Origin of the sequence: Vineibacter terrae (assembly GCF_008039615.1) — a bacterium.
Classification (GTDB): Bacteria; Pseudomonadota; Alphaproteobacteria; order Reyranellales; family Reyranellaceae; genus Vineibacter; species Vineibacter terrae.
The window spans coordinates 58,867-83,879 of record NZ_VDUZ01000004.1; the positions used below are offsets into that span (position 1 = coordinate 58,867).

Annotated in this window: 23 protein-coding genes; 4 read left to right on the forward strand and 19 right to left on the reverse strand. The window is 69.1% G+C overall.

The genetic code is table 11. The features are described 5' to 3' along the window. Positions 1-67: 67 nt before the first annotated feature. The 6 genes from FHP25_RS04645 to FHP25_RS04670 all read right to left on the reverse strand — a co-directional run bounded on the left by FHP25_RS04645 (position 68) and on the right by FHP25_RS04670 (position 8,640). On the reverse strand, positions 68-439 hold the full coding sequence (locus tag FHP25_RS04645; protein ID WP_147845739.1) for a hypothetical protein: 372 nt from the start codon (positions 437-439) through the stop codon (positions 68-70). Further along, positions 439-3,675, reverse strand: a complete 3,237-nt coding sequence (locus FHP25_RS04650; RefSeq protein WP_147845740.1) for an efflux RND transporter permease subunit — start codon at positions 3,673-3,675, stop codon at positions 439-441. The genes FHP25_RS04645 and FHP25_RS04650 overlap by 1 nt, the downstream gene beginning before the upstream one ends. Continuing rightward, complete coding sequence (ihpB, locus tag FHP25_RS04655; protein ID WP_147845741.1) at positions 3,665-4,636, reverse strand: divalent metal ion exporter adaptor subunit IhpB; 972 nt, start codon at positions 4,634-4,636, stop codon at positions 3,665-3,667. Before ihpB ends, FHP25_RS04650 begins: the two co-directional genes overlap by 11 nt. Continuing rightward, on the reverse strand, positions 4,633-5,901 hold the full coding sequence (locus FHP25_RS04660; RefSeq protein ID WP_147845742.1) for a TolC family protein: 1,269 nt from the start codon (positions 5,899-5,901) through the stop codon (positions 4,633-4,635). Before FHP25_RS04660 ends, ihpB begins: the two co-directional genes overlap by 4 nt. Positions 5,902-5,976: 75 nt before the next feature. After that, positions 5,977-6,336, reverse strand: coding sequence for a hypothetical protein (locus FHP25_RS04665; RefSeq protein ID WP_147845743.1), 360 nt, complete (start codon positions 6,334-6,336; stop codon positions 5,977-5,979). A gap of 294 nt (positions 6,337-6,630) precedes the next feature. Further along, positions 6,631-8,640, reverse strand: coding sequence for a heavy metal translocating P-type ATPase (locus FHP25_RS04670; RefSeq protein WP_231712205.1), 2,010 nt, complete (start codon positions 8,638-8,640; stop codon positions 6,631-6,633). Between the two features lie 122 nt (positions 8,641-8,762). Between FHP25_RS04670 and FHP25_RS04675 the strand changes: the two genes are divergently transcribed. After that, on the forward strand, positions 8,763-9,191 hold the full coding sequence (locus FHP25_RS04675; RefSeq protein ID WP_147845745.1) for a MerR family transcriptional regulator: 429 nt from the start codon (positions 8,763-8,765) through the stop codon (positions 9,189-9,191). A gap of 40 nt (positions 9,192-9,231) precedes the next feature. Here the strand turns inward: FHP25_RS04675 and FHP25_RS04680 are convergent, their stop codons facing one another. The 6 genes from FHP25_RS04680 to FHP25_RS04705 all read right to left on the reverse strand — a co-directional run bounded on the left by FHP25_RS04680 (position 9,232) and on the right by FHP25_RS04705 (position 13,742). After that, a complete protein-coding gene (locus tag FHP25_RS04680; protein WP_147845746.1) occupies positions 9,232-9,588 on the reverse strand; it encodes a hypothetical protein in 357 nt (118 codons plus the stop codon). 275 nt (positions 9,589-9,863) lie between these two features. Further along, positions 9,864-10,271: a response regulator gene (locus tag FHP25_RS04685; protein WP_147845747.1), complete on the reverse strand. Its 408-nt coding sequence runs from the start codon at positions 10,269-10,271 to the stop codon at positions 9,864-9,866. 36 nt (positions 10,272-10,307) lie between these two features. Further along, positions 10,308-10,739: a MerR family transcriptional regulator gene (locus FHP25_RS42560; RefSeq protein WP_147845748.1), complete on the reverse strand. Its 432-nt coding sequence runs from the start codon at positions 10,737-10,739 to the stop codon at positions 10,308-10,310. A 54-nt stretch (positions 10,740-10,793) separates the two neighbouring features. Further along, complete coding sequence (locus tag FHP25_RS04695; protein WP_178133295.1) at positions 10,794-11,009, reverse strand: hypothetical protein; 216 nt, start codon at positions 11,007-11,009, stop codon at positions 10,794-10,796. 514 nt (positions 11,010-11,523) lie between these two features. Continuing rightward, positions 11,524-12,171, reverse strand: coding sequence for a response regulator transcription factor (locus FHP25_RS04700; protein ID WP_331461664.1), 648 nt, complete (start codon positions 12,169-12,171; stop codon positions 11,524-11,526). Then, positions 12,168-13,742, reverse strand: a complete 1,575-nt coding sequence (locus FHP25_RS04705; protein ID WP_178133296.1) for an ATP-binding protein — start codon at positions 13,740-13,742, stop codon at positions 12,168-12,170. The genes FHP25_RS04700 and FHP25_RS04705 overlap by 4 nt, the downstream gene beginning before the upstream one ends. A gap of 173 nt (positions 13,743-13,915) precedes the next feature. On the opposite strand from FHP25_RS04705, the gene FHP25_RS04710 reads away from it, so the two are divergent. Continuing rightward, positions 13,916-16,318: a TonB-dependent receptor gene (locus FHP25_RS04710; protein WP_147845751.1), complete on the forward strand. Its 2,403-nt coding sequence runs from the start codon at positions 13,916-13,918 to the stop codon at positions 16,316-16,318. A gap of 21 nt (positions 16,319-16,339) precedes the next feature. Here FHP25_RS04710 and FHP25_RS04715 read toward each other — a convergent pair whose 3' ends face one another. The 4 genes from FHP25_RS04715 to FHP25_RS04730 all read right to left on the reverse strand — a co-directional run bounded on the left by FHP25_RS04715 (position 16,340) and on the right by FHP25_RS04730 (position 18,677). Next, positions 16,340-17,335: an acyl-CoA desaturase gene (locus FHP25_RS04715; RefSeq protein WP_147845752.1), complete on the reverse strand. Its 996-nt coding sequence runs from the start codon at positions 17,333-17,335 to the stop codon at positions 16,340-16,342. Next, the gene (locus FHP25_RS04720) at positions 17,332-17,880 is read right to left on the reverse strand and encodes a hypothetical protein (RefSeq protein WP_147845753.1); all 549 of its coding nucleotides are present in this window, start codon (positions 17,878-17,880) and stop codon (positions 17,332-17,334) included. The genes FHP25_RS04715 and FHP25_RS04720 overlap by 4 nt, the downstream gene beginning before the upstream one ends. Before the next feature lie 156 nt (positions 17,881-18,036). Next, a complete protein-coding gene (locus tag FHP25_RS04725; protein ID WP_147845754.1) occupies positions 18,037-18,354 on the reverse strand; it encodes an addiction module antidote protein in 318 nt (105 codons plus the stop codon). Between the two features lie 35 nt (positions 18,355-18,389). Continuing rightward, positions 18,390-18,677, reverse strand: a complete 288-nt coding sequence (locus FHP25_RS04730) for a type II toxin-antitoxin system RelE/ParE family toxin (protein ID WP_147845923.1) — start codon at positions 18,675-18,677, stop codon at positions 18,390-18,392. Between the two features lie 168 nt (positions 18,678-18,845). On the opposite strand from FHP25_RS04730, the gene FHP25_RS04735 reads away from it, so the two are divergent. Beyond that, positions 18,846-20,384 (forward strand): tetratricopeptide repeat protein, encoded by a 1,539-nt coding sequence (locus FHP25_RS04735; RefSeq protein WP_178133297.1) that lies wholly within the window; start codon positions 18,846-18,848, stop codon positions 20,382-20,384. A 54-nt stretch (positions 20,385-20,438) separates the two neighbouring features. Here the strand turns inward: FHP25_RS04735 and FHP25_RS04740 are convergent, their stop codons facing one another. Beyond that, positions 20,439-21,491 carry a class I SAM-dependent methyltransferase gene (locus FHP25_RS04740; protein WP_331461665.1) on the reverse strand — a complete coding sequence of 351 codons (1,053 nt, stop codon included), beginning with the start codon at positions 21,489-21,491 and terminating at the stop codon, positions 20,439-20,441. A 162-nt stretch (positions 21,492-21,653) separates the two neighbouring features. Here FHP25_RS04740 and FHP25_RS04745 point away from each other — a divergent pair, with 162 nt between their 5' ends. Continuing rightward, positions 21,654-23,201 (forward strand): winged helix-turn-helix domain-containing tetratricopeptide repeat protein, encoded by a 1,548-nt coding sequence (locus FHP25_RS04745; RefSeq protein WP_147845757.1) that lies wholly within the window; start codon positions 21,654-21,656, stop codon positions 23,199-23,201. 250 nt (positions 23,202-23,451) lie between these two features. Here the strand turns inward: FHP25_RS04745 and FHP25_RS04750 are convergent, their stop codons facing one another. Together FHP25_RS04750 and FHP25_RS04755 are read right to left on the reverse strand one after the other, a co-directional pair. Further along, positions 23,452-24,462, reverse strand: a complete 1,011-nt coding sequence (locus tag FHP25_RS04750; protein ID WP_147845758.1) for an alpha/beta fold hydrolase — start codon at positions 24,460-24,462, stop codon at positions 23,452-23,454. Between the two features lie 151 nt (positions 24,463-24,613). After that, positions 24,614-24,802, reverse strand: coding sequence for a hypothetical protein (locus FHP25_RS04755; RefSeq protein ID WP_147845759.1), 189 nt, complete (start codon positions 24,800-24,802; stop codon positions 24,614-24,616). Positions 24,803-25,013 lie beyond the last annotated feature (211 nt).

Below are 25,013 nucleotides of genomic sequence, written 5' to 3' on the forward strand. Positions count from 1 at the left end.
GTCATGATGTCGCCCGCCGCTTCCGCTGCGGGCGAATGCGGGCGAGACGTCCGCGCTCCGGGCTGCCTCAGAACCGCGCCTGCCCGGACTTGCCGGCGGCCGTCTTGACCACCACCGTGACGGCGGCGCCAGCGGCGATGGCCTTCCTGGCTTCACCCTTGAGCGTGTTCTCGCCCGACGGGGCCAGCATCACCGTCTCGCGGTCCGCCCCTGCAACGATCAGCGCCGAGCCGGAGAAGCCCTTGGTGCTGATCGGCTTGGTGGCCTCGTCGAAGATGTTGACCGTGACGCTGGTGCCGGTCGCGACCAGCTCGGCGTGCACGCCGGCGATGTCCTGCATGGGGCCGCCGTTGGGGCCCTTGGCATCGCCATGCTTGTGCTGGGCGAGCGCCGATCCCGACCACAGCAGCGCGGCGGCGAGCAGGAGAGCGAGCTTCATCATTGACCTCCAGGGTTGGACACGGGTTGCGGGACATCGGCGGCGCCGGCGTCCCTGGCGTCGCGCCGGAACATCGCGTAGAGCGCCGGCAGGACGAACAGGGTGAGGATGGCGGACGAGATGATGCCGCCGATGACCACGGTGGCCAGCGGCCGCTGCACCTCGGCGCCGGGGCCGGTCGCGATCGCCATCGGGATGAAGCCCAGCGGCGCCACCAGGGAGGTCATCAGCACCGGCCGCAGCCGCGTCAGCGCGCCCTGCCTGACCGCCTCGATGACGGGGACACCGGCGGCGCGCAGGCCCTGGATGCAGGCGATGATCACCAGGCCGTTGAGCACGGCCACGCCCGAGAGCGTGATGAACCCGACACCGGCGCTGATCGAAAGCGGGATGTCGCGCAGGATCAGGGCGCCGATGCCCCCGGTCAGCGCCAGCGGCACGCCGCTGAACACCAGCGCGGCGTCAGCGACAGATCCGAGGCTCATCATCAGCAGCAGGAAGATCAGCAGCAGGGCGATCGGCACCACGATGGTGAGACGCTGCGAGGCCGAGGCCAGCTGCTCGAACTGGCCGCCCCAGCCGATCCAGTAGCCGGCCGGCAGCTTCACCTTCTCGGCGATCTGGCGCTGGGCGTCGGCGACGAAGCCGCCGAGGTCGCGCTCGCGCACGTTGGCGCTGACCACGATGCGCCGCTTGCCGTCCTCGCGGCTGACCTGGTTGGGGCCGGGCGCCACCTCGATGCGGGCCAGCGCCGACAGCGGCACGTAGCGCAGCTGCGCCAGCGGATTGCCGCCGCCGGTGGCCGTGACCGGCGTTGCCGGGGCATCGGCGGCGGGCAGGGGGATCGGCAGGGCGCCGATCACGTCGACGTCCATGCGCAGATGCTCGGGCAGGCGCACGACCAGGTCGAAGCGGCGGTCGCCCTCGAACACCAGCCCGGCGCTCTTGCCGCCGACCGCGATCTCGACGATCTCCTGCACGTCGGCAACGCTGATGCCGTAGCGCGACAGCGCGGCGCGGTTGAGCTTCACCGTCAGCATCGGCAGGCCCGAGACCTGCTCGGTCTTGACGTCGGCGGCGCCGGGCACCGACTGCAGCACCGACTGCACCTCGCCGGCCACCTGCAGCAGCACGTCGAGGTCGTCGCCGAAGATCTTGACGCCGACATCGCTGCGCACGCCGGAGATCAGCTCGTTGAAGCGCAGCTGGATCGGCTGCGACAGCTCGTAGGCGCTGCCGGGGATTTCGTCGGCGGCGCGTTCGATCTCCTCGACCAGCCTGGCCTTGGGCTTGGCCGGGTCGGGCCATTCCTTGCGCGGCTTGAGGATGACATAGCCGTCGGCGATCGAGGGCGGCATCGGGTCGGTCGCCACCTCCGCGGTGCCGACGCGCGCGAACACGGTCTTCACCTCGGGGATCTGCAGCAGCCGCTTCTCAAGCGCGACCTGCATCTCCAGCGACTGCGTCAGGCTGGTGCCCGGGACGCGCAGCGCCTGCACGGCGGCGTCGCCCTCGTCGAGGCTGGGGATGAACTCGCCGCCCATGCGTGATGCCGCCACGCCGCTCACAGCCACCAGGACCACCGCCAGCGCCGCCATCAGGCCGCGCAGGCGGATCGAGACATCCAGCAGCGGCACGTAGGCGCGCCGCGCCAGGCGCATGAAGGCGTTCTCGTGCTCGGACACCCGGCCGGTCACCAGCAGCGCCACCGCCGCCGGCAGGAACGTCACCGAGAACAGCGCCGCGGCGCCCAGCGCGATCAGCACCGTCACCGCCATGGGGGTGAACATCTTGCCCTCGACGCCGGTCAGGGTGAGGATCGGCAGGTAGACGATGCCGATGATCAGCATGCCGAACAGGCTGGGCCGCACCACCTCGGAGGCGCCGGCCAGGATCGCGCCCATGCGCTCGGGCAGGCTCAGCAGCCGGCCGCGGCGACGCTGCTCCTCGGCCAGCAGGCGCAGGCAGTTCTCGACGATGATGACGGCGCCGTCGATGATGATGCCGAAATCGATGGCGCCCAGGCTCATCAGGTTGGCGCTGACCTTGTGCTCGACCATGCCGGTCATGGTCAGCAGCATGGCCAGCGGGATGATCATCGCCGTGGCGATCGCCGCGCGCACATTGCCCAGGAACAGGAACAGGATCACGATCACCAGCAGCGCACCCTCGAGCAGGTTCTTCTCGACGGTGGCGATGGTGGCCTCGACCAGGGTCGTGCGGTCGTAGAGAGGGCGCACGACGATGCCTTCGGGCAGCGTCCTGGCGATCTCCTGCAGCCGGGAAGCGGCGCGCTGCGCCACCGTGCGGCTGTTCTCGCCGATCAGCAGCATGACCGTGCCCAGCACGGTCTCGGTGCCGTCCAGCGTGGCGGCGCCGGTGCGCAGGTCGCGACCCTCGCGCACGTCGGCGACGTCGCTCACGCGCACCGGCACGCCGCCATGGGCACCGATGACGATGTCCTTGATCTCCGCGATGGTTCCCACCTGGCCCGGCACGCGCACCAGGTACTGCTCGCCGTTGCGCTCGATGTAGCCGGCGCCGACATTGGCGTTGTTGGCGCCCAGCGCCTCCATCACGGCACGGAACGTCAGCTTGTAGGCCATCAGCCGCGCCGGGTCCGGCAGGACATGGAACTGCTTCTCGTAGCCGCCGATCGAGTTGACCTCGACGACGCCGGGCACGGTGCGCAGCTGCGGCTTGATGATCCAGTCCAGCGCCGTGCGCAGGTCGGTGGGCGTGTAGGCCTCGCCGGAGGGCTTGCGCGCATCGGGCCTGGCCTCGACGGCGAACATGAAGATCTCGCCCAGGCCGGTCGAGACCGGCCCCATGGACGTCTCGACGCCCGCGGGAAGCTGGTCCTTGACCTGCTGGACACGCTCGTTCACGAGCTGGCGCGCGAAATAGATGTCGGTGCCGTCCTTGAAGACGACCGTGACCTGGCTCAGCCCGTAGCGCGACAGCGAGCGGGTGTATTGCAGGTCGGGCAGGCCGCCCATCCCGGTCTCGATGGGGAAGGTGATGCGCTGCTCGACCTCCAGCGGCGAGTAGCCGGGAGCCTGGGTGTTGATCTGGACCTGCACGTTGGTGATGTCGGGCACGGCGTCGATCGGCAGGCGCATGAAGTTCCACACGCCCAGCGCGGCGATGCCCAGCGCCACCAGCATCACCAGCCAGCGCTGGCGGATCGAGGCGGCGAGGATGCCGTCGATGAAGGACCGGCGCTCAGTGGGCATGGGTGGCGCTCCCCTTGGCTAGCTCGGCCTTGATCACGAAGCTGTTCCTGGCGGCGTAGACGTCGCCCGGCATCAGGCCGAACAGTACCTCGGCATGCTCGCTGTCGCGGTTGCCCAGCTCGACGTCGCGGGCCTCGAAGGCATCGCCGTTGCGCACGAAGACCACCGTGCGGCCCTGGTGCGTCTGCAGCGCATCGAGCCTGACGGCCATCTCGACCGGCCTGGCGGCCAGCAGCAGGCGGCCGGTCGCGAACAGGCCCGGCCGCAGCCGGTCGCTGCCGGCGGTCACGGCCCGCGCCAGCGCGCTCTGCGTGTCGCTGGCGCCCAGCGGCGAGACATAGGAGATGCGCGTCTCGATCGGCGCGCCGCCATCGTCGAGGTCGACCACGACGGTGTCGCCGACCTGCACACGGCTGAAGTCGCGGCGATAGACCGAGAAGTCGATCCACACGCTCGAGAGGTCGGCGATGACGAATACAGGCTTCTGCTCCGAGACGTACTCGCCCAGCGATGCCTGGCGGTCGATGATGGTGCCGCCGATGGCGGCCCGCAGGTCGTAGGTCGTGAGGCTCTGGTTGCTCTCGATCGTGGCCAGCACGTCGCCCTTGCTGACCTTGTCGCCCAGCCGCTTGCGCACGTCGCGCACGATTCCGGGGAAGCGCGGCGTCACCTGCGCCAGCGCTTCCTGGTTGGGCTGGATGATGCCGTTCAGCCGCAGGCTGTCGCGCAGGACGGCGGGGCCGGCCTTGACCAGCTCGATCCCCGCCGCGGCCACCTTGGCATCGCTGAGCTCGACGCTGTTGGCGCCGTGCTCGTCCTTGTCGTGGTCGCCGTGCTTCTCGGCTGCCGCTTGCGGCTTGCTGCCGCCGACACCCGAGGCCGGCAGTAAGTAGAAGCCAGCGCCGGCGACCAGGGCGGCGCAGGCCAGGACGATCAGGCTCGTTCGCACAGCACGTGTCATGGGGTCCTCCCGCCACCCAGGGTCAGCGGACTCCCGGTCAGGCCTTCGATGGTCGCGACGGCAGTGTGGAAGCTCACCAGCGTCTCCTGCTCGCGCAGCTCGGCTTCGGCGAGCGCCTTGTAGGCTTCGAGAAGCTCCAGCACGGTGAAACGTCCCTGCGCATAGCCGCTGTTGATGGCGTCGAACGCGGCGCGGGCATTGGGCAGCACGGCACGGCGCAGCACGCCGATCTCCTGCAGCGCGCCGGTGGCGGCGTCGTAGGCGCGGCCGACGGTGGAGGTCAGCGCCTGCTTGTTGGCGGCGCGCTCGGCCTCGGTCCTGCCGATCGCCTCCTGCGCCTCGTAGATCGCGCCGCGGTTGCGGTCCCACACCGGGATCGGGATGGACACGCCGAAGCGCACCGCGTTGTCGCGCGTGTCGCGGTAGTGGCGCCAGCCGACGCTGGCCTGCACGTCGGGCACCACCTTGAGCCGGGCGGTCAGCAGCTCGGCCTCCTTCTGCGCCCGCACCGCCGTCCAGCGCATCAGCTGCGGATTGCTCTCGATGGCCTGGAGCAGGGTCTGGAAGGAGGGCGGCGGCGCGATCCGCGCGAGATTGCCGGTGGTGTAGGTGAAATCCGGCGCCGTCCTGCCCATCAGCAGCGCCAGGTCGCGGCGGGCGCCCTCCAGCGCCTTGCGGGCGCGGTCACGGTCGATGCGCGTCAGCTCGGTGGCCACCTTGGTGCGCGCCACATCGGCCGGCGAGGAGGCGCCGGCATCGACACGCTGCTGCATCTGCGGCGTCATGCGGTCCAGCGCGGCGAGCTGGCGGTCGAGCAGCGCGACGCGCTGCTGCGCTCCGAGCACGGCCACGAAGGCCGTGGCGGTCTCGGACAGGATTTCCAGGCGGGCGGCGGCGCGCTGCCAGCGGGCGCTGTCATGGTCGGCCGAAGCGGCAGCGACGCGGGCGCCGCGCTTGCCGCCCAGCTCGATGAGCTGGCTCAGCTGCAGCGTCGTCTCGGCCGAGCGCAGTCCGCGATAGTCGCGGGAGCCCAGGGCGTTATCGAGCTCGAAGGAGGCCTCGGGGTTGGGGATGGCCCCGGCCTGCGTGCGCCGGCCTTCGGCCATGCCGATCTCGCGGTCGGCGACGAAGAGGCGTGCGTTGGCGCTGAGCGCCCGCTGCAAGGCCTGCGCCAGCGTCAGCGGCCCGGGTGCTTGCGCCGATGCGGCGCCGGGAAGAGCAAGCGCGAGCACCAGCGTGCCCACTGAGATGCAACGGAGAAGCATGATCCTGACCTGAAAACGACGCGACGAGGGCCGTCCGATGCGCTGATGCGCCGAACGACCGGGCGAAGTTGTCGGTCAGGTCCTGGGAGGCGGGGATTCGGCGACGTGCCGGTGCGACAGCAGAGGCCGCGCGATCCATAGCGGCAGCGTGCGGTCGCTGCTGCGATCGGATCCAGTGATGGAAGCGGGCAGCGCGGCCATGGCGCAGCAATGGCACAGCTCGGTGAGGAGGCGTTCCTTGGCGGCCGGGTCCTGGCCGTCGTCAGTCGCGTCCATCACGATGGCAGGTGTCGCGGGGCTGGCCGCGAACGCGGCGTGGCTGACATGCGCGACACCGGCCATCACGAGGGCCAGCGTGCACAGGATCGACACAAAGCGCCGCAAGCGCCCCAGGAGGCGCTCGTCCCCGCGAGTCGATTCCTGTCGGCCGATCATGCCTGCACCAACGACAGCGAGGGCATCCGAGTCAAGTCGATTCGGCGACGCATGCTGCCTGGTACCGGCTATCGGTGGAAGGTGAGTCGGGACTGCCATCCCGAGCGTAGCGAGGGATCTGCTGCGAATGGCGCACTGTGCGTCCCACGCGGGAGATCCCTCGCTGCGCTCGGGATGACGGATGCATTAGCGACCCGCGATTCCCAGCACTAGCTGCGTGTTGATATGAAACGTCGGATACAGCAACGTTATATCCGACGTTTCGTATCATCGGATCGTTGTCCGAATGGACCGTCATGCATCACTCCGCAGGCCGAAGCGCAGCAGGCGCAAGGCGTTGAGGGTGACGATCACGGTGGCGCCCGTGTCGGCCAGGATGGCCATCCACATCGTCGTCGTGCCCATCAGCGTCGTCGCCAGGAACACGGCCTTAAGGCCCAGCGAGATGGCGATGTTCTGGTGGATGTTGGCCAGCGTGGTGCGCGACAGCCGGACCAGCTCGGCGACACCGCGCACGCGGTCACGCAGCAGGGCCGCGTCAGCGGTCTCGAGCGCCACTTGTGTGCCGCCGCCCATCGCGATGCCGACAGTCGCAGCGGCCAGCGCCGGCGCATCGTTGATGCCGTCGCCGACCATCGCGACGGGGCCGGCCGATTTCAGGGTGGCGATCTCGCCCAGCTTCTCGTCGGGCAGCAGCTCGGCCTTCACGTCGATGCCCAGGGATTGTCCGATGGTGCCGGCGGTGCGGCGGTTGTCGCCCGACAGCAGCACCGTGGCGACGCCGAGCGCGCGCAGCTCCGCCAGGCCCTGGCGCGCATCCTCGCGTGGCTCGTCGCGCACCGCGATGACCGCCACGACATCGCGATCCGACAGCACCACCACGGCTGTCTTGCCGCCGCCCTCCCAGCGCTGGATGGCATCGCGCGCCGCCGCCGGCATCGCCGTGGCTTCGCTGGCTGCGTAGCGGGGCGAGGCGACACAGATGCGCCGCCCGTCGACCCTGCCGTGCACGGCCTTGCCGGCGATGGCGGTGACGTCATCGGCCGTGGGGTAGGCGAGGTCGCGCTGCCGGGCTTCTTCGATGATGGCGTGCGCGATGGGATGCGTCGAGCCCTGCTCGACGGCGGCGGCCAGGCGCAGGGCGGCGTCCTCGCTGCCGTCGAGCGCGAGCAGGTCGGTCACCTTCGGCCGACCGGCGGTGAGGGTGCCCGTCTTGTCGAAGGCGATGCCGCGCACCGTGCCCATGGCCTCCAGCGCCGCGCCGCCCTTCATCAGCAGGCCGCGCCGCGCGCCGGCGGCCAGGCCCGAGGCGATCGCGGCCGGGGTGGACAGCACCAGGGCGCAGGGGCAGGCGATCAGCAGCAGCGACAGGCCGCGATAGGCCCAGACATGCCAGTCGCCACCGAAGACGAGCGGCGGCAGCAGGATCGTGATCGCTGCCGCCAGCATCGCCGCCGGCGTGTACCAGCGGCTGAAGCGGTCGATGAAGCGCGCGGTCGGCGCCTTGCTTTCCTGCGCCTCCTCGACGCGCTTGATGATGCGCGCGATCGTGTTGTCCTCGGCATCCTTCTCGACGCGCAGCCGCAGGGTGGCGGTGAGGTTCACCGTGCCGGCGAGCACGGATGTGCCTTCGGCGCGGAAGACCGGGATGGATTCGCCGGTGACCGGCGATTCGTCCAGCGTTGACTGTCCCGAGACGATGACACCGTCGGCCGGGATGCGATCGCCGGGCCGCACGCGCAGGATGTCGCCGACTCGCAGCGCTGCGATGGGCACATCCTCGGTGCCGTCGCCGCGCTCGCGTGCGGCGGTACGCGGCATCAGATCGGCCAGCGCGCGGATGCCGGCGCGGGCGCGCGCCGCCGAGATGCTTTCGAGCATCTCGCCGACCAGGAAGAGGATCACGACGACGGCCGCTTCCTCGGCCTCGCCGATCACCAGCGCGCCGGCGACCGCGACCACCATCAGGCTCTCGATGGTGAAGAGCTTGCCTCTGCCCATGGCGGCGGCGGCGCGCCTGCCGACGGGCCAGGCGCCGACCAGCGCCGATACACCAAAAAGCCATGGACTCCAGGCCGGCCGCGCCAGGCCGATGCCATAGGCAATGGCCAGGCCGATCACCGTCGCCAGGACAAACCGGAACTGCTCGCTCTGCCACCAGGCGCCGTCGATGCCATGGTCGTGCGAATCATGGGCCGCATGGTCATCGTCATGATCGTGGTCATGGTCATGGTTGTGCTTGCGCGTCGGCGCGCTGCAGGAGCAGGGGGCGAGCGCAAGCGGCTGGGGCGCAGGTCGTGACATCGATGGGCATCTCGCCATGACGGGGGATCGAGCACGGTGGCCCGACTTGACATTGCGAGCCCTCCGTAAGACCTCCAGCGACTAGAGCTGCAAGCGCGAGTGTCGTTACAGGATTACATAACATGTTGATCGGAGAGCTCGCCCGCCGCACCGGCTGCACCGTGCAGACGGTGCGCTACTACGAGGCCGAGGGCCTTCTGCCTCCGTCGATGCGCACGGAGGGCAATCAGCGCATCTATGTCGCCGAGCACGAGCGGCGCCTCGGCTTCATCCGCCACGCCCGCGAGCTGGGCTTTCCGCTCAAGAGCATTCGCACCATGCTGTCGCTCGTCGACCGCAACGACCGTTCATGCGCCGAGATCGACCACATCGCGCGCGAGCATCTGTCCGAGGTGCTGCAGCGCATCGCGCGGCTCGACGCCCTGAAGCAGGAGCTGGAACGCATGGTCGCGGAATGCCATGGCGGGCAGGCGACGGAATGCCGCATCATCGAGGCGCTCTCGGACCAGTCACACGAGCATGCGCCGTTCCGCGATGACCGGCCGGGATGACATTGAGCGGCGTGCATCGATGCGCGCTGCCCGAACGCAATCAGTCGGCGCTGCGCAGCTCCGGCATATCCTCGACCTGAGGCGCCGCGCCGATCGGTGCGCACGCCGACAGCTCCTCCAGCCGCCTCAGCAGCAGGCTGTCGGGCGCGACGACGCCGGTGCACTGTCCGGGGAACTGCGTGTCCTCGAACTGGGAGATGGCGCGATAGAGCGCATCGCTCGATATGCCGGCGACGAGGCGGCCGTTGATGTTGCCGTCGAGGCTGCCGCCGGCGCCGCCGTCATAGGGCGCGACGCTGTTCAGAAGATCGATCACCGTCAATTGATCGTCGGGCCAGTTCTGGCAGTGCCGGCCATCTTCGCGCGTGTACCGTCCGACGCATCCACGCAATGACATCGCGGCCTCCTTCGTCGGCCTGCTCGTTGTGTCACGGAGTTCCGGGGCGGCGTGCCGATGTCCGGCCGATGGCGCACGGGATATCGTCAGGCGACGCGTTCAGCGGCCTTGTGCGGACCATGGTAGCCTCCATTCTATGAGTGTATGCTCATAATATCTGAGTGTCAACTCACAACAGGTGCGGCAACGGCAGCCCCGGGCGAGGAGGGACGCATGATCCCTGCGTCCTCGCTGCGGTGCGGGTGATGGAGCGCGTCACGCCCCGATCGCTGGTGCTACACGGCCGACAGGTGGCGCGCGCGCGCTCCTGCCGTATCGCCGCGATGCGTCGCGATGCCGGCAAGGACAGATGCCAGCTCGCGCAACGCCAAGGGCTTGGGAAAGAAGTGCTGAGCCCCTTCGGCGCAGATCCGCGAGATTTCGTCCGGCGCGGCGTGTCCGGACATCACCAGCATCGCCGGCCGCGGCTCGGGGCGGCCCATGCAGGCGTGCACGACGTCAAAGCCGCTGCCGTCCGGCATGCGCATGTCGGTGATGACGACATCGAAAGGACCGTCGTCGCTCAGCGCGCGGATCGCGGCGGGGGCACCGTCGGCGGCGGTGACGCCGTGACCGCGACGGTGCAGAAATCCGGACAGCTCCGCGACAAGCTCCGCTTCATCATCAACCAGGAGGATCTTCATTGTTGCTTGTCTCCGTGACAGCTCGGTTCCGTCACGTCACTGCAGCGCCTCGCGCAGCAAGGCCAAGGCCTGCCGCAGGTCGCCCAGCGTGTCCTCGATATCCTGGCGCCGTGCCGCATCGGCGTCGCGCGTCTCGACCTGCAGGTGCGTCTCGGGCTGGCGGCGCAGGTCCAGCCGGGTCACGGCCCGGCTGCTCTCGTCGTCCAGCAGACGCTGCACGCCCTTGATCGTGAAGCCGTCGTTGTAGAGCAGCGACTGGATGCGGCGCAGCAGCTCGATATCCTCGGGCCCGTAGTAGCGACGGCCGCCGCCGCGCTTGACCGGCGCGATCTGGTTGAACTTGCGCTCCCAGAAACGCAGCACATGGGCCTCGAGGCCGAGCTCGGCAGCGGCCTCGCCGATGGTGAGCAGCCGGGTGGCCGGTGTCGCGGGCTGCCGGTCGGTCCAGGCCAAGTTGGTGCGGAGCATGGTCTACCTCTTTCTTCAGCAATCGGTTGGTTCAGGGAGGTGTCGTGTCGTCCGCTAGCGCGTCGCGGCCGCGGGCGTCGTGTCGTCCGCGTCCAGCGGCTCGCAATCGATCAGATCGACCGACAGGACCGCCGATGAAGGCGCGGCAAGCGATGGTGGCGATGGGGAGGTCTGGACCCACGACGGCAGGCCGGTGCCGATAGCGAGCGCGGCGCTGCCCAGAAGGGCGGGCACGGTGAACGCGATCAGGATCATCATGCCGCGCGGCATGCGAACGATCGCGCGACCGGCCTGTGAAGCCAAGTTCGGTCGAGCCATGACATTTCCCCGGTTTTGACCCGAGCGCCGCCCAACGGCCGATGGAGACGTTCCCCGGCGCGATGCCCCGTCGCATCCGTGGGAATGGATCTCCAGCAAGCACGGTGGGCGGATCGCCGCCCGAGCCGGTACAACTGAAACTCTTCTTTTCTCGATCCCTTATGTAGGCACGCCCGCCGAAAATCAGCCTGACGGAAATTCTCGGTGGCGCTTCGGCAATCGGTTCGTAATGAACAAATTCGTAAAAAATTGGTGCAGGACCGTCAAAGAAATTTCTAATGCATTGAAATTGCTTGATTTTATTTTCACATAAATTTAACGATCCCAGCGAAAGGGTGGGACATTTCATCGCAATTGCAAGAGCTTAGAAACCACTCCTCATATAGGGTTGTGCGCTAGAGGCAAACGCTCACTTCCCCGAATGGAACAGTCTTTGCGCACGGCCCGGTTGCGCCTGTGGATGGCGTCAGGATTTGCCGGGCGAGGAGGCGAGATACTCGATCGCGGTGCGGATCAGGTCGGGGAAGTTGCGCGCGCCCAGCTTCACCTTCAGCTGCGAGCACATGTTCACGACGGTCTTGTAGCTGACGCCCAGCTCGTCGGCGATCTGGCCGTAGGAATGTCCTTCGGCGAGCAGGGCGAGCGCCTGCAGCTCGCGCGGCGTCACGGCGCCGAAGGCCTGGGAGGGGCTGCGCATGCGCAGCACCGCGACCTGGGTGGCGAGCTGGTGGCTGAGGTAGGGCAGGCCGCGGCCGACCTTGTCGAGCGCCTCGAGAAGGTCCTCGGGCGCGGTGTCCTTCAGCAGGTAGCCGGTGGCGCCAGCCTCGAGCGCGCGGCTCACGATCACCGGATCGCCGTGCATGCTGAACACCAGGATCGGGACGCGCTCGTCGCGCTGGCGCAGCCAGCGGATCAGGTCCAGGCCGCCGAAGCCCTTGCCCTGCATCGCGAGGTCGACGACGACGAGATCGGGGTGATGCCGCTGGTACAGTGAACAGGCGGACTCGGGATTGCTGGCCTCCAGGATCTCCTGGGCGCCGGCATCCTCCAGCACGCGCCGGCAGCCCTGCAGGACGATCGGATGGTCGTCGACGACCAGCACCCGTGTCATCATGGCCGGCCGTGCTCGCTGCTGCCGATGCCGTCGCCGGCGGTGGCATGATCCTTCTCCATGCTCTCCATCGTATCCGCCGCCTCGATCGGTATGGCGACGTCCAGCCGCGTGCCGCCGTTGGGCTCGCTGACGAGCGTCAGGCGGCCGCCCAGCGCCCGCACCCGCTCCTCCATGCCACGCCACCCCAGGCCGGGCCGGGCGTCGGGCGCGATGCCGTGGCCGTCGTCGCGCACCGACAGAAGCAGGAGGGCAGGCATGGCATCATCGGCGTGCCGCGGCTCGGCCGCCTGCTCCGCCAGCGTCACGGCGATCGTCGCCGCGCCGGCGTGCCGGGCGGCGTTGGTGATGCCCTCCTGCACGCAGCGGAAGACCGTCAGATCAACACCGTTGCCGTAGCTGTGCGTGACGCGGCCAATCTCGAAGGTGATACACCGATCCGGGACCTTGCCCTCGAAATCGGCGACCAGGCTGGCGATGGCGTCGGCCAGCGGCACGTGACCGAGCGCCATGGGCCGCAGCCGCCCGAGAAGATCGCGGTTCAGCACGCGCATGCGGTCGGTGATCGTCCCGATCGAGGCGACGCGCTCATGGATGCGCTGCGCCGCGTCCATGGGCAGCTCGCGCGCCAGCCGGTCGATCGAGGCGACGTTCGCCTTCAGGCCGAACAGGCAGGGTCCCAGCTCGTCGTGCAGCTCCATCGCGATCTGCCGGCGCTCATCGTCCTGGACGGTGACGAGATGCCGGTTCAGCCGTGCATTGTCGGTCCTGGCCGCGGCGATGCTGTCGGCCAGCGCGTTGAACCTTCCGGCGATGTCGGCCAGCTCGCGCACCGCCGGCCGCCGCAAGCGGTGGCGCAGCTGTCCTTGCTCGAGCGCGCGCAGGCCGCCAGCAAGGCTTGTGAGCGGATGCAGCACCCGGCCGAGCGCGACATAGAGCACGGCGAAAACGGTCGCGTTGAGGATCAGGGCCAGCAGCGCCAGGCCGGACGCATCCTGCCAGATCTCGGTGATCTCGTCGGCCGCCTGGCCGACCACGACAATGGTGCCGACATGTTGGCCGCCGACCACGACAGGCACGTCGCGGCGCAGATTGTCGACCTGCACGAGCGCCTGGAACCAGGCCGGCGCCGCGGCGTCCTGGGCCGGCCCGGCAGCACCGTCGGCGTCGTCTCCTGGCGGTGGCGATACCGTGCGGCCATCGGCGTCGATCACCAGGATCCGGACATGGCGCGGGTGGCGCAGGCGAACGGCGAGGTCGTCGAGGCCCAGCGTGCGGGACGTGTCGCGCGCCAGCCACGAGACGGTGCCGCGCACGAAGCGCTCGGCCACGTCGACCGACGCCGCGAGCTCGGCCTCGATGGCGCGCTGCCCGTTGTAGATGACGATGACGGCGGCGGCGAAGCCCGCGACGAGGTTGATCACGACGAAGGTGCCGAGAAGCTGGGTGCGGACGGAGCGGTCGTACCATAGCCAGCGCGACAAGATGCCGGTGATGGTCCGGCGATGACGCGCTGCTGGCGGCGCTGCGGCATCCGGCGAGTCGCCGTCCTCGTCCCTCAGTGCGGTGCTCACAGCAGACGCTTCCCCCGCAATCGTTGCCGATCGACGCGGCCGCAAATGCATATCCATGCAAGAACGCCGTGTCGCCGGGACCCGGGAACATTGTGCAATGAATTTTGGAACTTGTCTGCGTACGAGCGGGCCCATGCCTTGGTTAGCATGACTCAAAATATCGGGGGGAAGCCATGGGCAGATCATTCGCGGGCGCGGCACTTCTTGCGTGGCTGCCGGCCACGGTGCTGGCGCAGACGCCTGCGCCCGACACGCCGCCAGCGGGAAGTCCGCCGGCACCGGCAACGCCGGCGCCCACACTGCCCGAGATCGTTGTGATCGGCGCGACGCCGATGCTCGGCTCGGGCATCGCGCGCGACAAGGTCCCCGGCGCCAGCTATGTGCTGAAGCGCGAGGACATGAGGATCACGGGCGGCGTGCCCAACCTGCTCGATGCGCTCGATGCACGTGTCGGCGGCATCTCCCTGAACCAGGCGCAGAACAACCCGTTCCAGCCCAACCTGCTGTTCCGCGGCTTCGAGGCCTCGCCGCTGGCCGGCAACGCGCAGGGGCTGGCGGTGTACGTCAACGGCGTGCGCTTCAACCAGCCGTTCGGCGACACCGTGAACTGGGATCTCATCCCCTCGATGGCGATCGACCGCGTCGAGATCCAGGGCTCCAACCCGGTGTACGGCCTGAACGCGCTGGGCGGCGCCGTAGCGGTGCAGCTCAAGAACGGCTTCACCTACCAGGGCGCCGAGTACGAGGTGATGGGCGGCTCGTTCGGCCGCGTCACCGGCTCGTTCCAGATGGGCAAGCAATTTGACGGCTTCGCCGTCTACGTCGCCGGCAGCGGCCTGCACGAGTCGGGGTGGCGCGACTTCTCGCCTTCGACGCTGCGCCAGTTCTACGGCGACCTGGGCTGGCGCGGCAGCAAGGGGCAGGTCAACCTGAGCGTGCTGGCGGCCAACAACAGCCTGGTCGGCAACGGCACCGCGCCGGTCGAGCTGCTGGCCGCCGACCGCAATTCGGTGTTCACGCATCCCGACAAGACCAAGAACAAGTATCTGCGCGTCAGCCTGGCCGGCCGGTACGAGATCAACGACGAGATCTCCCTGGACGCCAACGCGTATTACAGCCGCTTCTCGCACCGCACCAAGAACGGCGACGCCTCCGAGGCGGAAGCCTGCGAGGACGATCAGAGCCAGCTGTGCCTGGAGGAGGACGGTCCCCGGCTGCGGGACCGTTCCGGCAACGTGATCCCCAACGACCTCGTCAGCCCGTTCCTGAGCATCCCAGCCTTTGCCGACCGCTTCGACGAGGGCGGCCCCTATGCCCAGCTCAACCGCACCAACACCAACACCGAAGGGTTCGGCGCCGCCCTGCAGCTCACGCACCAGGGGCAGCTGTTCGGGCGGTCCAACCGGTTCATCGTCGGCGCCAGCTATGACGGCGGCCGCACGCGCTTCAAGGCCAGCTCGGAGCTGGGCGCCCTGACGCTGGACCGCGGCGTCGCCGGATCGGGGCTGATCATCAGCCAGCCCGACGGCTCGATCACGCCGGTGTCGGTGCGGGCCAGCAACGACTATTTCGGCATCTACGTGTCGGACGTGCTGGACATCACCGATGCGCTGTCGCTGACGCTGGGCGGCCGCTTCAACGTCGCCAAGATCCAGTTGCGCGACCAGATCGGCACCAGCCTCAACGGCAATCATACCTTCACGCGGTTCAATCCGGCGGCGGGCGTCACCTACAAGGTCACGCCGGACATCTCGGTCTATGCCGGCTACGCCGAGGCCAGCCGCGCGCCGACTCCGGCCGAGCTGTCCTGCGCCGATCCCGCGGCGCCGTGCAGCCTGACCAACTTCTTCGTCGGCGACCCGCCGCTGAAGCAGGTGGTGGCGCGCACGATGGAGGCCGGCGTGCGCGGGCAGTTCAAGGTGCTCGACACGGCGCGGGTCACCTGGAACCTGGGCCTGTTCCGCACCAACACCGACGACGACATCATGTTCGTCTCCAGCCCGATCGTGGGCCGCGCCTTCTTCCAGAATGTCGGCGCCACGAGGCGGCAGGGACTGGAGGCGGGCGCCGAGATCCGCGGCAAGCGCTGGGCCGCCTTCGTCGACTACGCCTTCACCGATGCCACCTTCCGCAAGGCGCTGACGATGAACAGCCCGGAGAATCCGGCGGCCGACGATGACGGCACGATCCAGGTGCGCCGTGGCGACCGGCTGCCGGGCGTGCCGGCGCATACCCTGAAATTCGGCGGCGCCGTCGGCGTCACCGAGGCCTGGCGGGTCGGCATGACCGGGCAGTTCGCCAGCGGCCGCTACCTGGTGGGCGACGAGGCCAACCTGAACCGCAGGACCGGCTCGTATGTCGTCGTCGGCCTCAACACCAGCTACGACATCACGCCCAACATCCAGGTGTTCGGCCTGATCACCAACCTGTTCAACGCCAAGTACGCGACCTTCGGCACGTTCTCGCCGACATCCTCGGTGCCGATGACGGAAGCGCCCGACGCCACCAACCCGCGCAGCCTCAGCCCCGGCATGCCGCGCGCCTTCTACGCCGGGCTGCGCATCCGCCTGCCGTAGTGCGCCGGGGAGGGGCGCCGATCACCCGGCGGCCGGCTTCAGCGAGAGCTCGGCCTGGCCGGGGGCTGCCACCGACAGCGCCCGGGCGCTGACCGGCGTGATCCCCGGCCGGGGCGGCAGGTTGGCCGGCACCCGGATGTCCCAGGCCAGCCCGAGGAAGGCGAGCAGCTTGATGAACCACCAGCCGAGGTCGATCTGGCCGGGGTAGAGGCCATGCCGGGCCGAGCCGGGGAAGGCGTGGTGGTTGTTGTGCCAGCTCTCGCCCATGGTGGGGATGGCCAGCAGCGGCACGTTGTGCGCCTGGATCACGGCGCCGTCGACCGTCCAGTCCTGCGGTCCGCGCGTGTGCGCCAGGTAGGAGATCAGCCAGTGCATCGTGGTGCACAGCGACACGCGTACGAAGACGCCCCAGACGACCCAGGGCCACCCGCCCACGGCGTACAGCGCCAGGCCGATGGGGATCTGGTGCAGCATCCAGGTGCGGTCGAGGAAGCGATAGAAGGGATCGTCGCTGATGCCGGGGCCGGGCTCGAAATGCGGCGGGTGCCGCAGCTTCAATCTTCCGTGCAGGTAGAGCAACCCGTCGAGCCACATCGCCTTCTTGTGGGCCAGGATGGCATGGCAGGCGGGCTGCCGCTGCGCCCAGTCGCGGCTGTCGTGCAGCCGGATGGTCCAGATCGGCCCTCCCATGCCGACGGCGATGCCGAGCCAGACCAGCAACCGCTCCAGCCATTTCGGACATTCGAAGCTGCGGTGGATCAGCCGGCGGTGGAAGCCGACGGAGTGGCCGGCGCACATCGTGATCGCCGACAGCGCCAGGAAGACGGCGACGGCACCCCAGGTGATGTAGAGCGGCGCCTGCGCCAGCGCCGCCAGCAGCATGCCGGCGTTCCAGAGCGAGCGCAGGGGATCCCAGACGACGCGGCCTTCGATCGGGTCGGCGGTATCCAGGCCGGTCAACGACTTGACCTGGTAGGCGCGCTCGTAGGCGAGCTGTCGGCTCGACGTGTCGGTCATGATCTGTCTCCCCGGCGTGGACCAAAGGCGCGATCCATGAAGCGGGCGGCGCGGCCGGAGAGGCCGACCATGCGGCGCAGGACCTGGGGCGAGAGGCGTCGTGCCTGCGCATCGATCGCGGCGAGATCCTCGGCCAGGTCCAGCACGGCGCCGATCCGGCGGGCGATCGACGGGCTGCCGGCATGATCGCGCAGGGCCCCGGCATGGCAGGCGCGCAGTGTCGCCAGCGCCGGTGCGATCTCGTCGCGGCGGCGCTCGTCGAGGCCCGACATCAGCATCTCCCAGGGATCGCCGCCGACCTGCCACTGATCCGGATCAGCCGGCGACGCCATCCGCCAACGCGTGAGATAGGCCAATGCTGCCGCGACGGCATCGACGTCGAGGCCCAGCGCGGCGGCGATGTCGGCCTGACGCGCCGGACGTCCCACCAGGTAGAGATATGCATGCACGCGGCAGGGGTCTGCCTGCAGGCCCCAGCGCGGCCCCAGCTCGCCGAGGAAATCGACGAATTGCCGCATCGTGGGCGACAGGGTGCCGGCGCTCATGGGCGGCGCCCGGCGAGCAGGTTGACGACGACCATCGGCTCACCAGGCTGATCGCGCGACCGGCAACGTAGGTAACAGCCGCGATGCCGTCGCGCAATGCCGCTGACCGGTGGCGTTGCCATCGATCTGGACGCCGCCGGGATGCTCAGCTCATGATCACGCTACCTTCTTGCGAGCGCGCTTCGGTGATGATTTTGCGACCTTCACCTGCAGCCGCATCCCCATGGCCTGCACCAACTTGGCCACGGCGTCGAAGCTGGGGTTGCCGGCATCGCCCAAAGCCTTGTACAGCCCTTCACGTGTCATGCCGACGTCACGGGCCAGCGCGGTCATGCCCTTGGCTCGGGCTGCTGTGCGCAGCGCGTGACGGATCAGGGCGGGATCACCATCCTGGAACGCCTCGTCCAGGTAAGCCTCGATCGCCTCGTCGGTATCGAGGTACTCGGCCGCGTCGAATGGTCTGGTTTCGGCCACGCTCCATGCCCTCCTTGGCCTATGGCGTGTGTGATCTAAGTTCCCGCCAATTTCTTGGCGCGTGCGATGTCCTTGTCTTGCGTCCGCTTGTCGCCGCCGCACAGCAACAGCAGGATGTCGGCCCCTCGCCGGCAGAAGTACACTCGGTAACCGGGACCGTAGTCGATCCGCAGTGCCGACACGCCGCCCCCGACCGGCTTCACGTCGCCGGGATTGCCGAGCGCGAGACGCTCGGTGCGCAACGCGATCCGTGCCGCCGCTTGACGATCCTTCAGGCTCTTCATCCAATTGAAGAACTCGTTGGTCTGGATGATCGTCGGCATCATCATGATTGTGAACTATAGTTCACATATGGTCAACCAGGAAACTCGCGCTGGTGTCCGCACCGGCACCGCTGCTGACACGCCGCGTCGCCTCGATCCGCGGCGGCACGGTCGCTTCTCGCCCGTGGGGCGCTGGGCTAGACTGCAGCGCAATGGTGGGAGATGGCTATGCGGCGCGCTTGCATCGGCATGGTGGCAATGGTGCTGATGACGGTGGCCGCGGCGCCGCTCTCGGCGCAGACGCCGCAGCAGCGCGACTGGTGCTTCAAGGGCGGCACCGACGATCAGGCGATCCAGGGCTGCACGGCGGTCCTGCAATCGGCCGGCCTGACGCCGGAGCAGCGCGGCGAGGCCTTCTTTGCCCGTGCCCTGGCCTATGACCACAAGGCCGACTACGACCGCGCCATCGCCGACTACAGCGAGGCGATCCGGCTGAAGCCCGCGTCGAGCAACACCTTCCTCAACCGCTGCGGCGCCTATTGGCACAAGGGCGACTACGACCGTGCCATCGCCGACTGCGACCAGGCGATCCGCCTGGATCCCAAGAATGCCATGGCGTTCAGCAACCGCGGCAACGCCTATGCTCACAAGCGCCAGTATGATCGCGCGCTGGCGGACTACGACCAGGCGCTGAAGCTCAATCCGAAGATGATGGAGGCCTATGTCAGCCGCGGCGTCTCCTTCATGGACACGAACCAGTACGACCGCGCGCTGGCGGATTTCGATCAGGCCATCCGCCTCGATCCGAAGCAGGTGCGGGCCTATGTCAACCGTTGCGTCATCCACGTGCTGAGGGGCCAGCCGGCACGGGCGCTGCCCGACTGCAACGAGGCGATCCGCCTCAATCCCAACTATGCCAATCCGTACCTCGGGCGCTGCAGCGCCTACATGGCCATGGCCGACCACGCACGGGCGTTGGCCGACTGCAACCAAGCCATCCGCCTCGACCCGAACCAGATGGCCGGCTATCTCATCCGCGGCAATACCTACGCGATGAAGGGCGACTACGATCTCGCGCTGGCCGATTTCGAGCAGGTGCTGCGGTTCAATCCGAACTCGCCCGAAGGCCTTGCCGGCCGCGGTGTCGCCTATGTGGGCAAGAGCCAGCCGGATAGGGCGATCGTCGATTTCGATGCCGCCCTGCGCGTGCGCCCCAGCCTCGAGGATGCCCTGGTCGGTCGCGGCGATGCCTATCGGATGAAGGGGCAGTATGAAAGTGCCCTTGCCGACTACGACCAGGCGCTGCGCACCAACCCGAGCCAGGCCATGGCATACCGTGGCCGCGCCAGCGCATTCCTGAAGACGGCGCAGTACGATCGCGCCATCGCCGATCTCGACCAGGCCATCCGCCTGGAGCCGGGCAACGCATCTTCCTACAACAACCGCTGCTGGGCGCGGGCCATCGCCGGGCATCTGCTGCAGGCGGTGACCGATTGCGACGAGGCGCTGCGGCTGCGGCCGGGCGAGTACGCCGCGCTGGACAGCCGCGGCTTCGCGCAGCTCAAGCTGGGCGACTACAACCGCGCCGTGGCCGACTACGACGCCGCGCTGGGCGTCAACCCGCGCAGCGCCACGTCGCTGTTCGGGCGCGGCATCGCCAAGCTGCGCAAGGGCGACCGGGCCGGCGGCAGCGCCGACCTCGCCGCCGCCCGCGCCATCGAGCCGGGTATCGATGCGCGCTACGCCGGCTACGGCATTCGGCCGTAGGCGGCGGAGACGGGTGGAGGAGAATCGCGGCGCGGCTTGCGACGCCGCGCCGCCTCAAGGCCGCGCTTCCAGGACCATGCTGAACGGCGTCTCGGCGGCGCGACGGATGCGGCTGAAGCCGCCGCTGCCGATGATCTCGCGCAGCTTCGCCTCGCCGGCCTGGGCACCCAATGCTGCGCCGACCTCCTGCGACAGCGACGTGGGCACGCAGATCATGGTTGAGGCGGCGTAGTAGAGCCGTCCGACCGGGTTGAGGTTGTGCTCCAGGCGGTCGCCGGCCATCGGCTCGATCACCAGCCAGGTCCCGTCATCCTTCAATGACCGGCGGATATGGGCGGCGGCGCCGGCCGGGTCGCCCATGTCGTGCAGGCAGTCGAAGCAGGTCACCATATCGAAATCCGCTTCCGGGAAATCCTGCGCGGTGGCGACCTCGAACCGGGCATTGGCCACGCCATGGGCGCGGGCGTGGGCACGCGCGTCCTCGATCGACCCGGGGTGGAAATCGTAGCCGACGAACTCGGTGGCCGGGAACGCCTTGGCCATCAGCACCGTCGACCAGCCATGGCCGCATCCCACGTCCGCCACCTTGGCGCCGCGCTCCAGCCGGGCCGACATGCCGTCCAGCGCCGGCAGCCACTGGCTCACCAGATGATTGTGGTAGCCCGGCCGGAAGAAGCGGGCGACGGCGCAGAACAGGCAGCCGGCCTGGTCGCCCCAGGCAACGCCGCCGCCGGTCTTGAAGGCGGCCTGCACCTTCGCCTGGTTGTCCAGGCTGGCGGCCATCAGGTCGAAGGCGCCCATCAGGTAGACCGGGCTGTCCTCGACGGCGAACACCATCGCCTGCTCGGGCGGCAGGGCGAACGTCTCGGTGGCCGGATCGTAAGCGAGGTAGTTCGACGCCGCCTGGTGCGACAGCCACTCGCGCAGGTAACGCGGGTGCGCGCCGGTTTGCGCCGCGAGAGCGGCGCAGGTCATCGCGCCCTTCGCGTGCAGCGTCCGGTAGAGCCCGAGCGCGTCGCCGATGCGCACCAGGGCCACGCTCGAGGCGCCACCGAGGTCGCCCAGCATCTGGCCGACGAATTGATTGAGCTTGGCTTCATCCAGCATGGACGATCTCCAGTCGTGCAGGTGTTCAGGGGGCATGCACGGGCGCGACCCTATGCCGGGCAGGCGGTGTCTTGCTTGGAGGGGAGCTGCAGCGTGGCTGGTCTTTTCCTTGAGGCGGACACGAATCCGCGAGCAGCGCGCCGGACGCGGGAAGGATGCGTGATGATCTATCGATTCGGTGACTGCGTGCTCGATCGCCGGCAGCGGGTGCTGCAGCGCGCCGGGCAGGCGCTGGCGATCGAGCCACAGGTGTTCGACCTGCTGGTGCTGCTGATCGAGAGCCGCGATCGCGTCGTCAGCCGTGACGAGCTGATCGCCGTCATCTGGGATGGCCGGTCCGTCTCGGACGCCACCGTCGACAGCCGCGTCAGCGCCGCTCGCCGCGCGATCGGCGACAGCGGGGCGGCGCAGGCGATGATCCGCACCCTGCCGCGCCGCGGTTTCCGCTTCGTGACCGCGGTGATCGCGGAGACACTGTCGGAGGAGCCGCTGCCGATGATGCCGGCGCTGCCGTCGATCGCGGTGCTGCCGTTCGACAACCTGTCGGACGATCCGCATCTGGGGCTGCTGTCCGACGTGCTGGTCGAGGATGTGACGGCGCGGCTGGCGCGGGTCGCGGGGTTCTTCGTCGTGTCGTCACGCTCGGCCGGCGTCTATCGCGGCCGCCTGGTCGACCTGCGCGCCGTCGGCCGCGAGCTCGGCGTCAGGTACATCGTCACCGGCAGCCTGCGCGCGGTCGATGACCGGGCGCGCATCGCGGTGCAGCTGACCGACGCGGCCAGCGGCATGCAGCGCTGGAGCACGCCGTTCGACGTGGCGCGCACGACGCTGGTCGGCTTGCAGGGCGACGTCGCGGGTGCCGTCGTGCGGGCGCTGGAGCCGGAGCTGACCCGCGCCGAGCTCGCTGACATCCATCGTCGGGGCTCCGACAGCGTCGATGCCTGGGCCTGCTTCCGTCAGGCGGTGGGCGCGCTCACGCTCGGCGGCTGGAACGAGGAGACGATCGCGCAGACGCGCAGCCACCTGCAGCGGGCGATCGAGCTGGATCCCGGCTTCGGGCTGGCGCATGCCTATGCTGGCCTGGTTGCGGCGCTGGCCCAGGTGTTCGGCCTGCTGCCCGACAGCGAGGCCGTGCGCGACGATATCAGGCGCGCGACGATGCTGGCGCTGGACCTCGACCCCGACAATCCCGAGGTCCTGGGATATGCAGGCTGCGCGCTGGCGGATCTCGGCGACTACCGCGCCGCATTCGATATGATCGAGCGGGCGCTGGAGATCGACCCGAGCAACGCCCAGGCCTGGATGGTGCGCGGCCTGTGCCTGACCTACTACACCGGACGCACGACGGACGGCATCGTTGCCTTGCGGCACGGCATGCGGCTCAGCCCCGTCGACCGGCGGCTGGGCATGTGGGGCGCGGCGCTGGCCGGCTGCCTGCTGCATGCCGGCCGTCTCGACGAAGCGCTGGAGGAGGCGCGGCTGGCGCAGCGGCGTGACCGCAGCCTCTACGTCGCGGCATTGATCGAGGCGCTGGCGCTGCGCCGCCTCGGGCGCCTCGACGACGCCCGCGCCGCGCTGGCCGAGGCGCGGCGCATCCGGCCCCGCCTGGTTCTGCAGCGCATGCAGATCTATCTCGGCGCCGATGCCGTCGACGAGCTCGAAGGGCTGGGGGCGCAGACGGCGGCGGTCAGGTGCCTGGCCGAAGCGTAGCAGGGCAATCGCATATGCTGCCGTTCCCCCCTCTCCCCGCGGCAGCGGCAGGGCATTCGCGTGTGACCTCGCTGTCATCCCGAGCGTAGCGAGGGATCTCCCGCGAATGGCGCACCGTGCGCCTTGCCGCAGGAGATCCCTCGCTACGCTCGGGATGACGGTAGGACATATGCGAATGCCCTGGCGGCAGCGGGGCGAGGAGATGGCGCCGGTGCTCCCATATGCGAATCCCCTGCGAAGCGTAGGGGGCTCAATCCAGCCAGCGCCGGACCTGTGTCTTGAGGAAGGCCGCATCTTCCGGGTTCTGGATGGGATTGCCGGCACGATGACCCCAGATGCTGGGGATGGGGCAGAGCTCGGCCTGCCGCAGGTGCGGCAGCTCGGCTTCGTTGTCGGCGACGCGGAAATAGAGGTCGGTGGAACCCGGCATCAGCAGCACACGGGCACGGATCGCGCGTAGCGCCGCCGCGAGGTCGCCGCCATAGAGCGGATTGGCGCTGATGTCGCCGGCGGACCAGCAGCGCAGCTGGGCATGGTGGTTCTCGGCCGGGCGGCGGGCGAAGCGCTCCTCCCAGTCGGTGCGCAGGAAGGTGTCGAGGTCGGGCGCGCCCAGGGCCGTGAGATGCAGGCCGGCGCGGTAGAAATCCTGGCTCAGCGCCCAGCCGGCATAGATGCGGCCGAAGGCGCGCATCGCCGCCACCGGCTGCGCCGCGAAGCGGCCATTGCCGAGATGCTCGGGCGCTGCCTCGAGTGTCGCCATCAGGCTGGCGAGGAAGACCTGGTTGTGCACGGCCGTGCGCGCCGAGCCGCAGTTCACCACGATGCGCTCGACGGCTTCGGGGAAGATCGCCGCCCAGTGATAGGCCTGCTGCGCGCCCATCGACCAGCCGTAGACGCAGGCCAGCCGCTCGATGCCGAGCTGGTCGCGCAGCAGGCGCCGCTGCGCCTGCACGTTGTCCCAGGTGGTGACGCGGTCGGGATAGGCCGGCGTGTTGGACGGGCTGGCGGAGAGGCCGTTGCCGAACATGTCGGGCTGGACGATGAACCAGCGTGCGGGGTCCAGCACGCCGTCGGGCCCGATCAGCCATTCCAGGTCGGGATGCTGCGCGCCATAGCTGGTGGGGTAGAGCACGACATTGTCGCGGCGGGGCGCCAGCGTGCCGTGCGTCTTGTAGCTGAGGAAGGCGCCGGGCAGGGTGGCGCCCGACAGCATTGTCATGTCGCCCAGGTCGAAGCGGCCGGTCTGCTGGGGCCAGGTCATGACCGCCCCGTGGGCGATGCGGGATGTGGATGCTGCGACATGTCCAGGACTGTCGGCGTGGACCGTTGCATGCGCAAGCGCCAAAACAGTCTCGGCCTGTACCGTCTAATTGTGCTGTCCACGTTCGGTGTCGTGGGCCGAGCCGCGGTCCTCACGCATCGCGCCGGGGAGGTGCCGATGGTGCCCCAGGATCGTCTCCCTGCCGCGCGTCCTGCTCGCCCGGTGGGGGCGTATCCGGCGCCCGCCCGCCGGCCGGCTTGTACGGTGTCCTGGGTGGAATGAGGCGCCGGACGGCCTCGACCAGCTGCCGCATGGCGTCGGTGTCGCGATGGTCGACCATGGGCGACCCGCTCATCGGCGTGCGGCGGCGAGCCATGCTCGGGCGGTGCGACAGGCGGGAATGGGCGAGCGGCGAGGGGCATTGCTCACGACGACAGGCAGCATCGTTCTTCCCCAACAGGCGGCGTTGTCGGAGGCCGGCTTCAAGTGGCGCTGCTGGGGCGGCGACCGGATGGTTTCCCCGGCGGCTCCGCCGGGCCGGTTCGCTTTCC

Coding starts and splice junctions, on each gene's coding strand:
- FHP25_RS04645 (WP_147845739.1), bottom strand. CDS start 439: ATGAAGCTCGCTCTCCTGCTCGCCGCCGCGCTGCTGTGGTCGGGATCG.
- FHP25_RS04650 (WP_147845740.1), bottom strand. CDS start 3,675: ATGCCCACTGAGCGCCGGTCCTTCATCGACGGCATCCTCGCCGCCTCG.
- ihpB (WP_147845741.1), bottom strand. CDS start 4,636: ATGACACGTGCTGTGCGAACGAGCCTGATCGTCCTGGCCTGCGCCGCC.
- FHP25_RS04660 (WP_147845742.1), bottom strand. CDS start 5,901: ATGCTTCTCCGTTGCATCTCAGTGGGCACGCTGGTGCTCGCGCTTGCT.
- FHP25_RS04665 (WP_147845743.1), bottom strand. CDS start 6,336: ATGATCGGCCGACAGGAATCGACTCGCGGGGACGAGCGCCTCCTGGGG.
- FHP25_RS04670 (WP_231712205.1), bottom strand. CDS start 8,640: ATGTCACGACCTGCGCCCCAGCCGCTTGCGCTCGCCCCCTGCTCCTGC.
- FHP25_RS04675 (WP_147845745.1), top strand. CDS start 8,763: ATGTTGATCGGAGAGCTCGCCCGCCGCACCGGCTGCACCGTGCAGACG.
- FHP25_RS04680 (WP_147845746.1), bottom strand. CDS start 9,588: ATGTCATTGCGTGGATGCGTCGGACGGTACACGCGCGAAGATGGCCGG.
- FHP25_RS04685 (WP_147845747.1), bottom strand. CDS start 10,271: ATGAAGATCCTCCTGGTTGATGATGAAGCGGAGCTTGTCGCGGAGCTG.
- FHP25_RS42560 (WP_147845748.1), bottom strand. CDS start 10,739: ATGCTCCGCACCAACTTGGCCTGGACCGACCGGCAGCCCGCGACACCG.
- FHP25_RS04695 (WP_178133295.1), bottom strand. CDS start 11,009: ATGCCGCGCGGCATGATGATCCTGATCGCGTTCACCGTGCCCGCCCTT.
- FHP25_RS04700 (WP_331461664.1), bottom strand. CDS start 12,171: ATGATGACACGGGTGCTGGTCGTCGACGACCATCCGATCGTCCTGCAG.
- FHP25_RS04710 (WP_147845751.1), top strand. CDS start 13,916: ATGGGCAGATCATTCGCGGGCGCGGCACTTCTTGCGTGGCTGCCGGCC.
- FHP25_RS04715 (WP_147845752.1), bottom strand. CDS start 17,335: ATGACCGACACGTCGAGCCGACAGCTCGCCTACGAGCGCGCCTACCAG.
- FHP25_RS04720 (WP_147845753.1), bottom strand. CDS start 17,880: ATGAGCGCCGGCACCCTGTCGCCCACGATGCGGCAATTCGTCGATTTC.
- FHP25_RS04730 (WP_147845923.1), bottom strand. CDS start 18,677: ATGCCGACGATCATCCAGACCAACGAGTTCTTCAATTGGATGAAGAGC.
- FHP25_RS04735 (WP_178133297.1), top strand. CDS start 18,846: ATGCGGCGCGCTTGCATCGGCATGGTGGCAATGGTGCTGATGACGGTG.
- FHP25_RS04740 (WP_331461665.1), bottom strand. CDS start 21,491: ATGCTGGATGAAGCCAAGCTCAATCAATTCGTCGGCCAGATGCTGGGC.
- FHP25_RS04745 (WP_147845757.1), top strand. CDS start 21,654: ATGATCTATCGATTCGGTGACTGCGTGCTCGATCGCCGGCAGCGGGTG.
- FHP25_RS04750 (WP_147845758.1), bottom strand. CDS start 24,462: ATGACCTGGCCCCAGCAGACCGGCCGCTTCGACCTGGGCGACATGACA.
- FHP25_RS04755 (WP_147845759.1), bottom strand. CDS start 24,802: ATGGTCGACCATCGCGACACCGACGCCATGCGGCAGCTGGTCGAGGCC.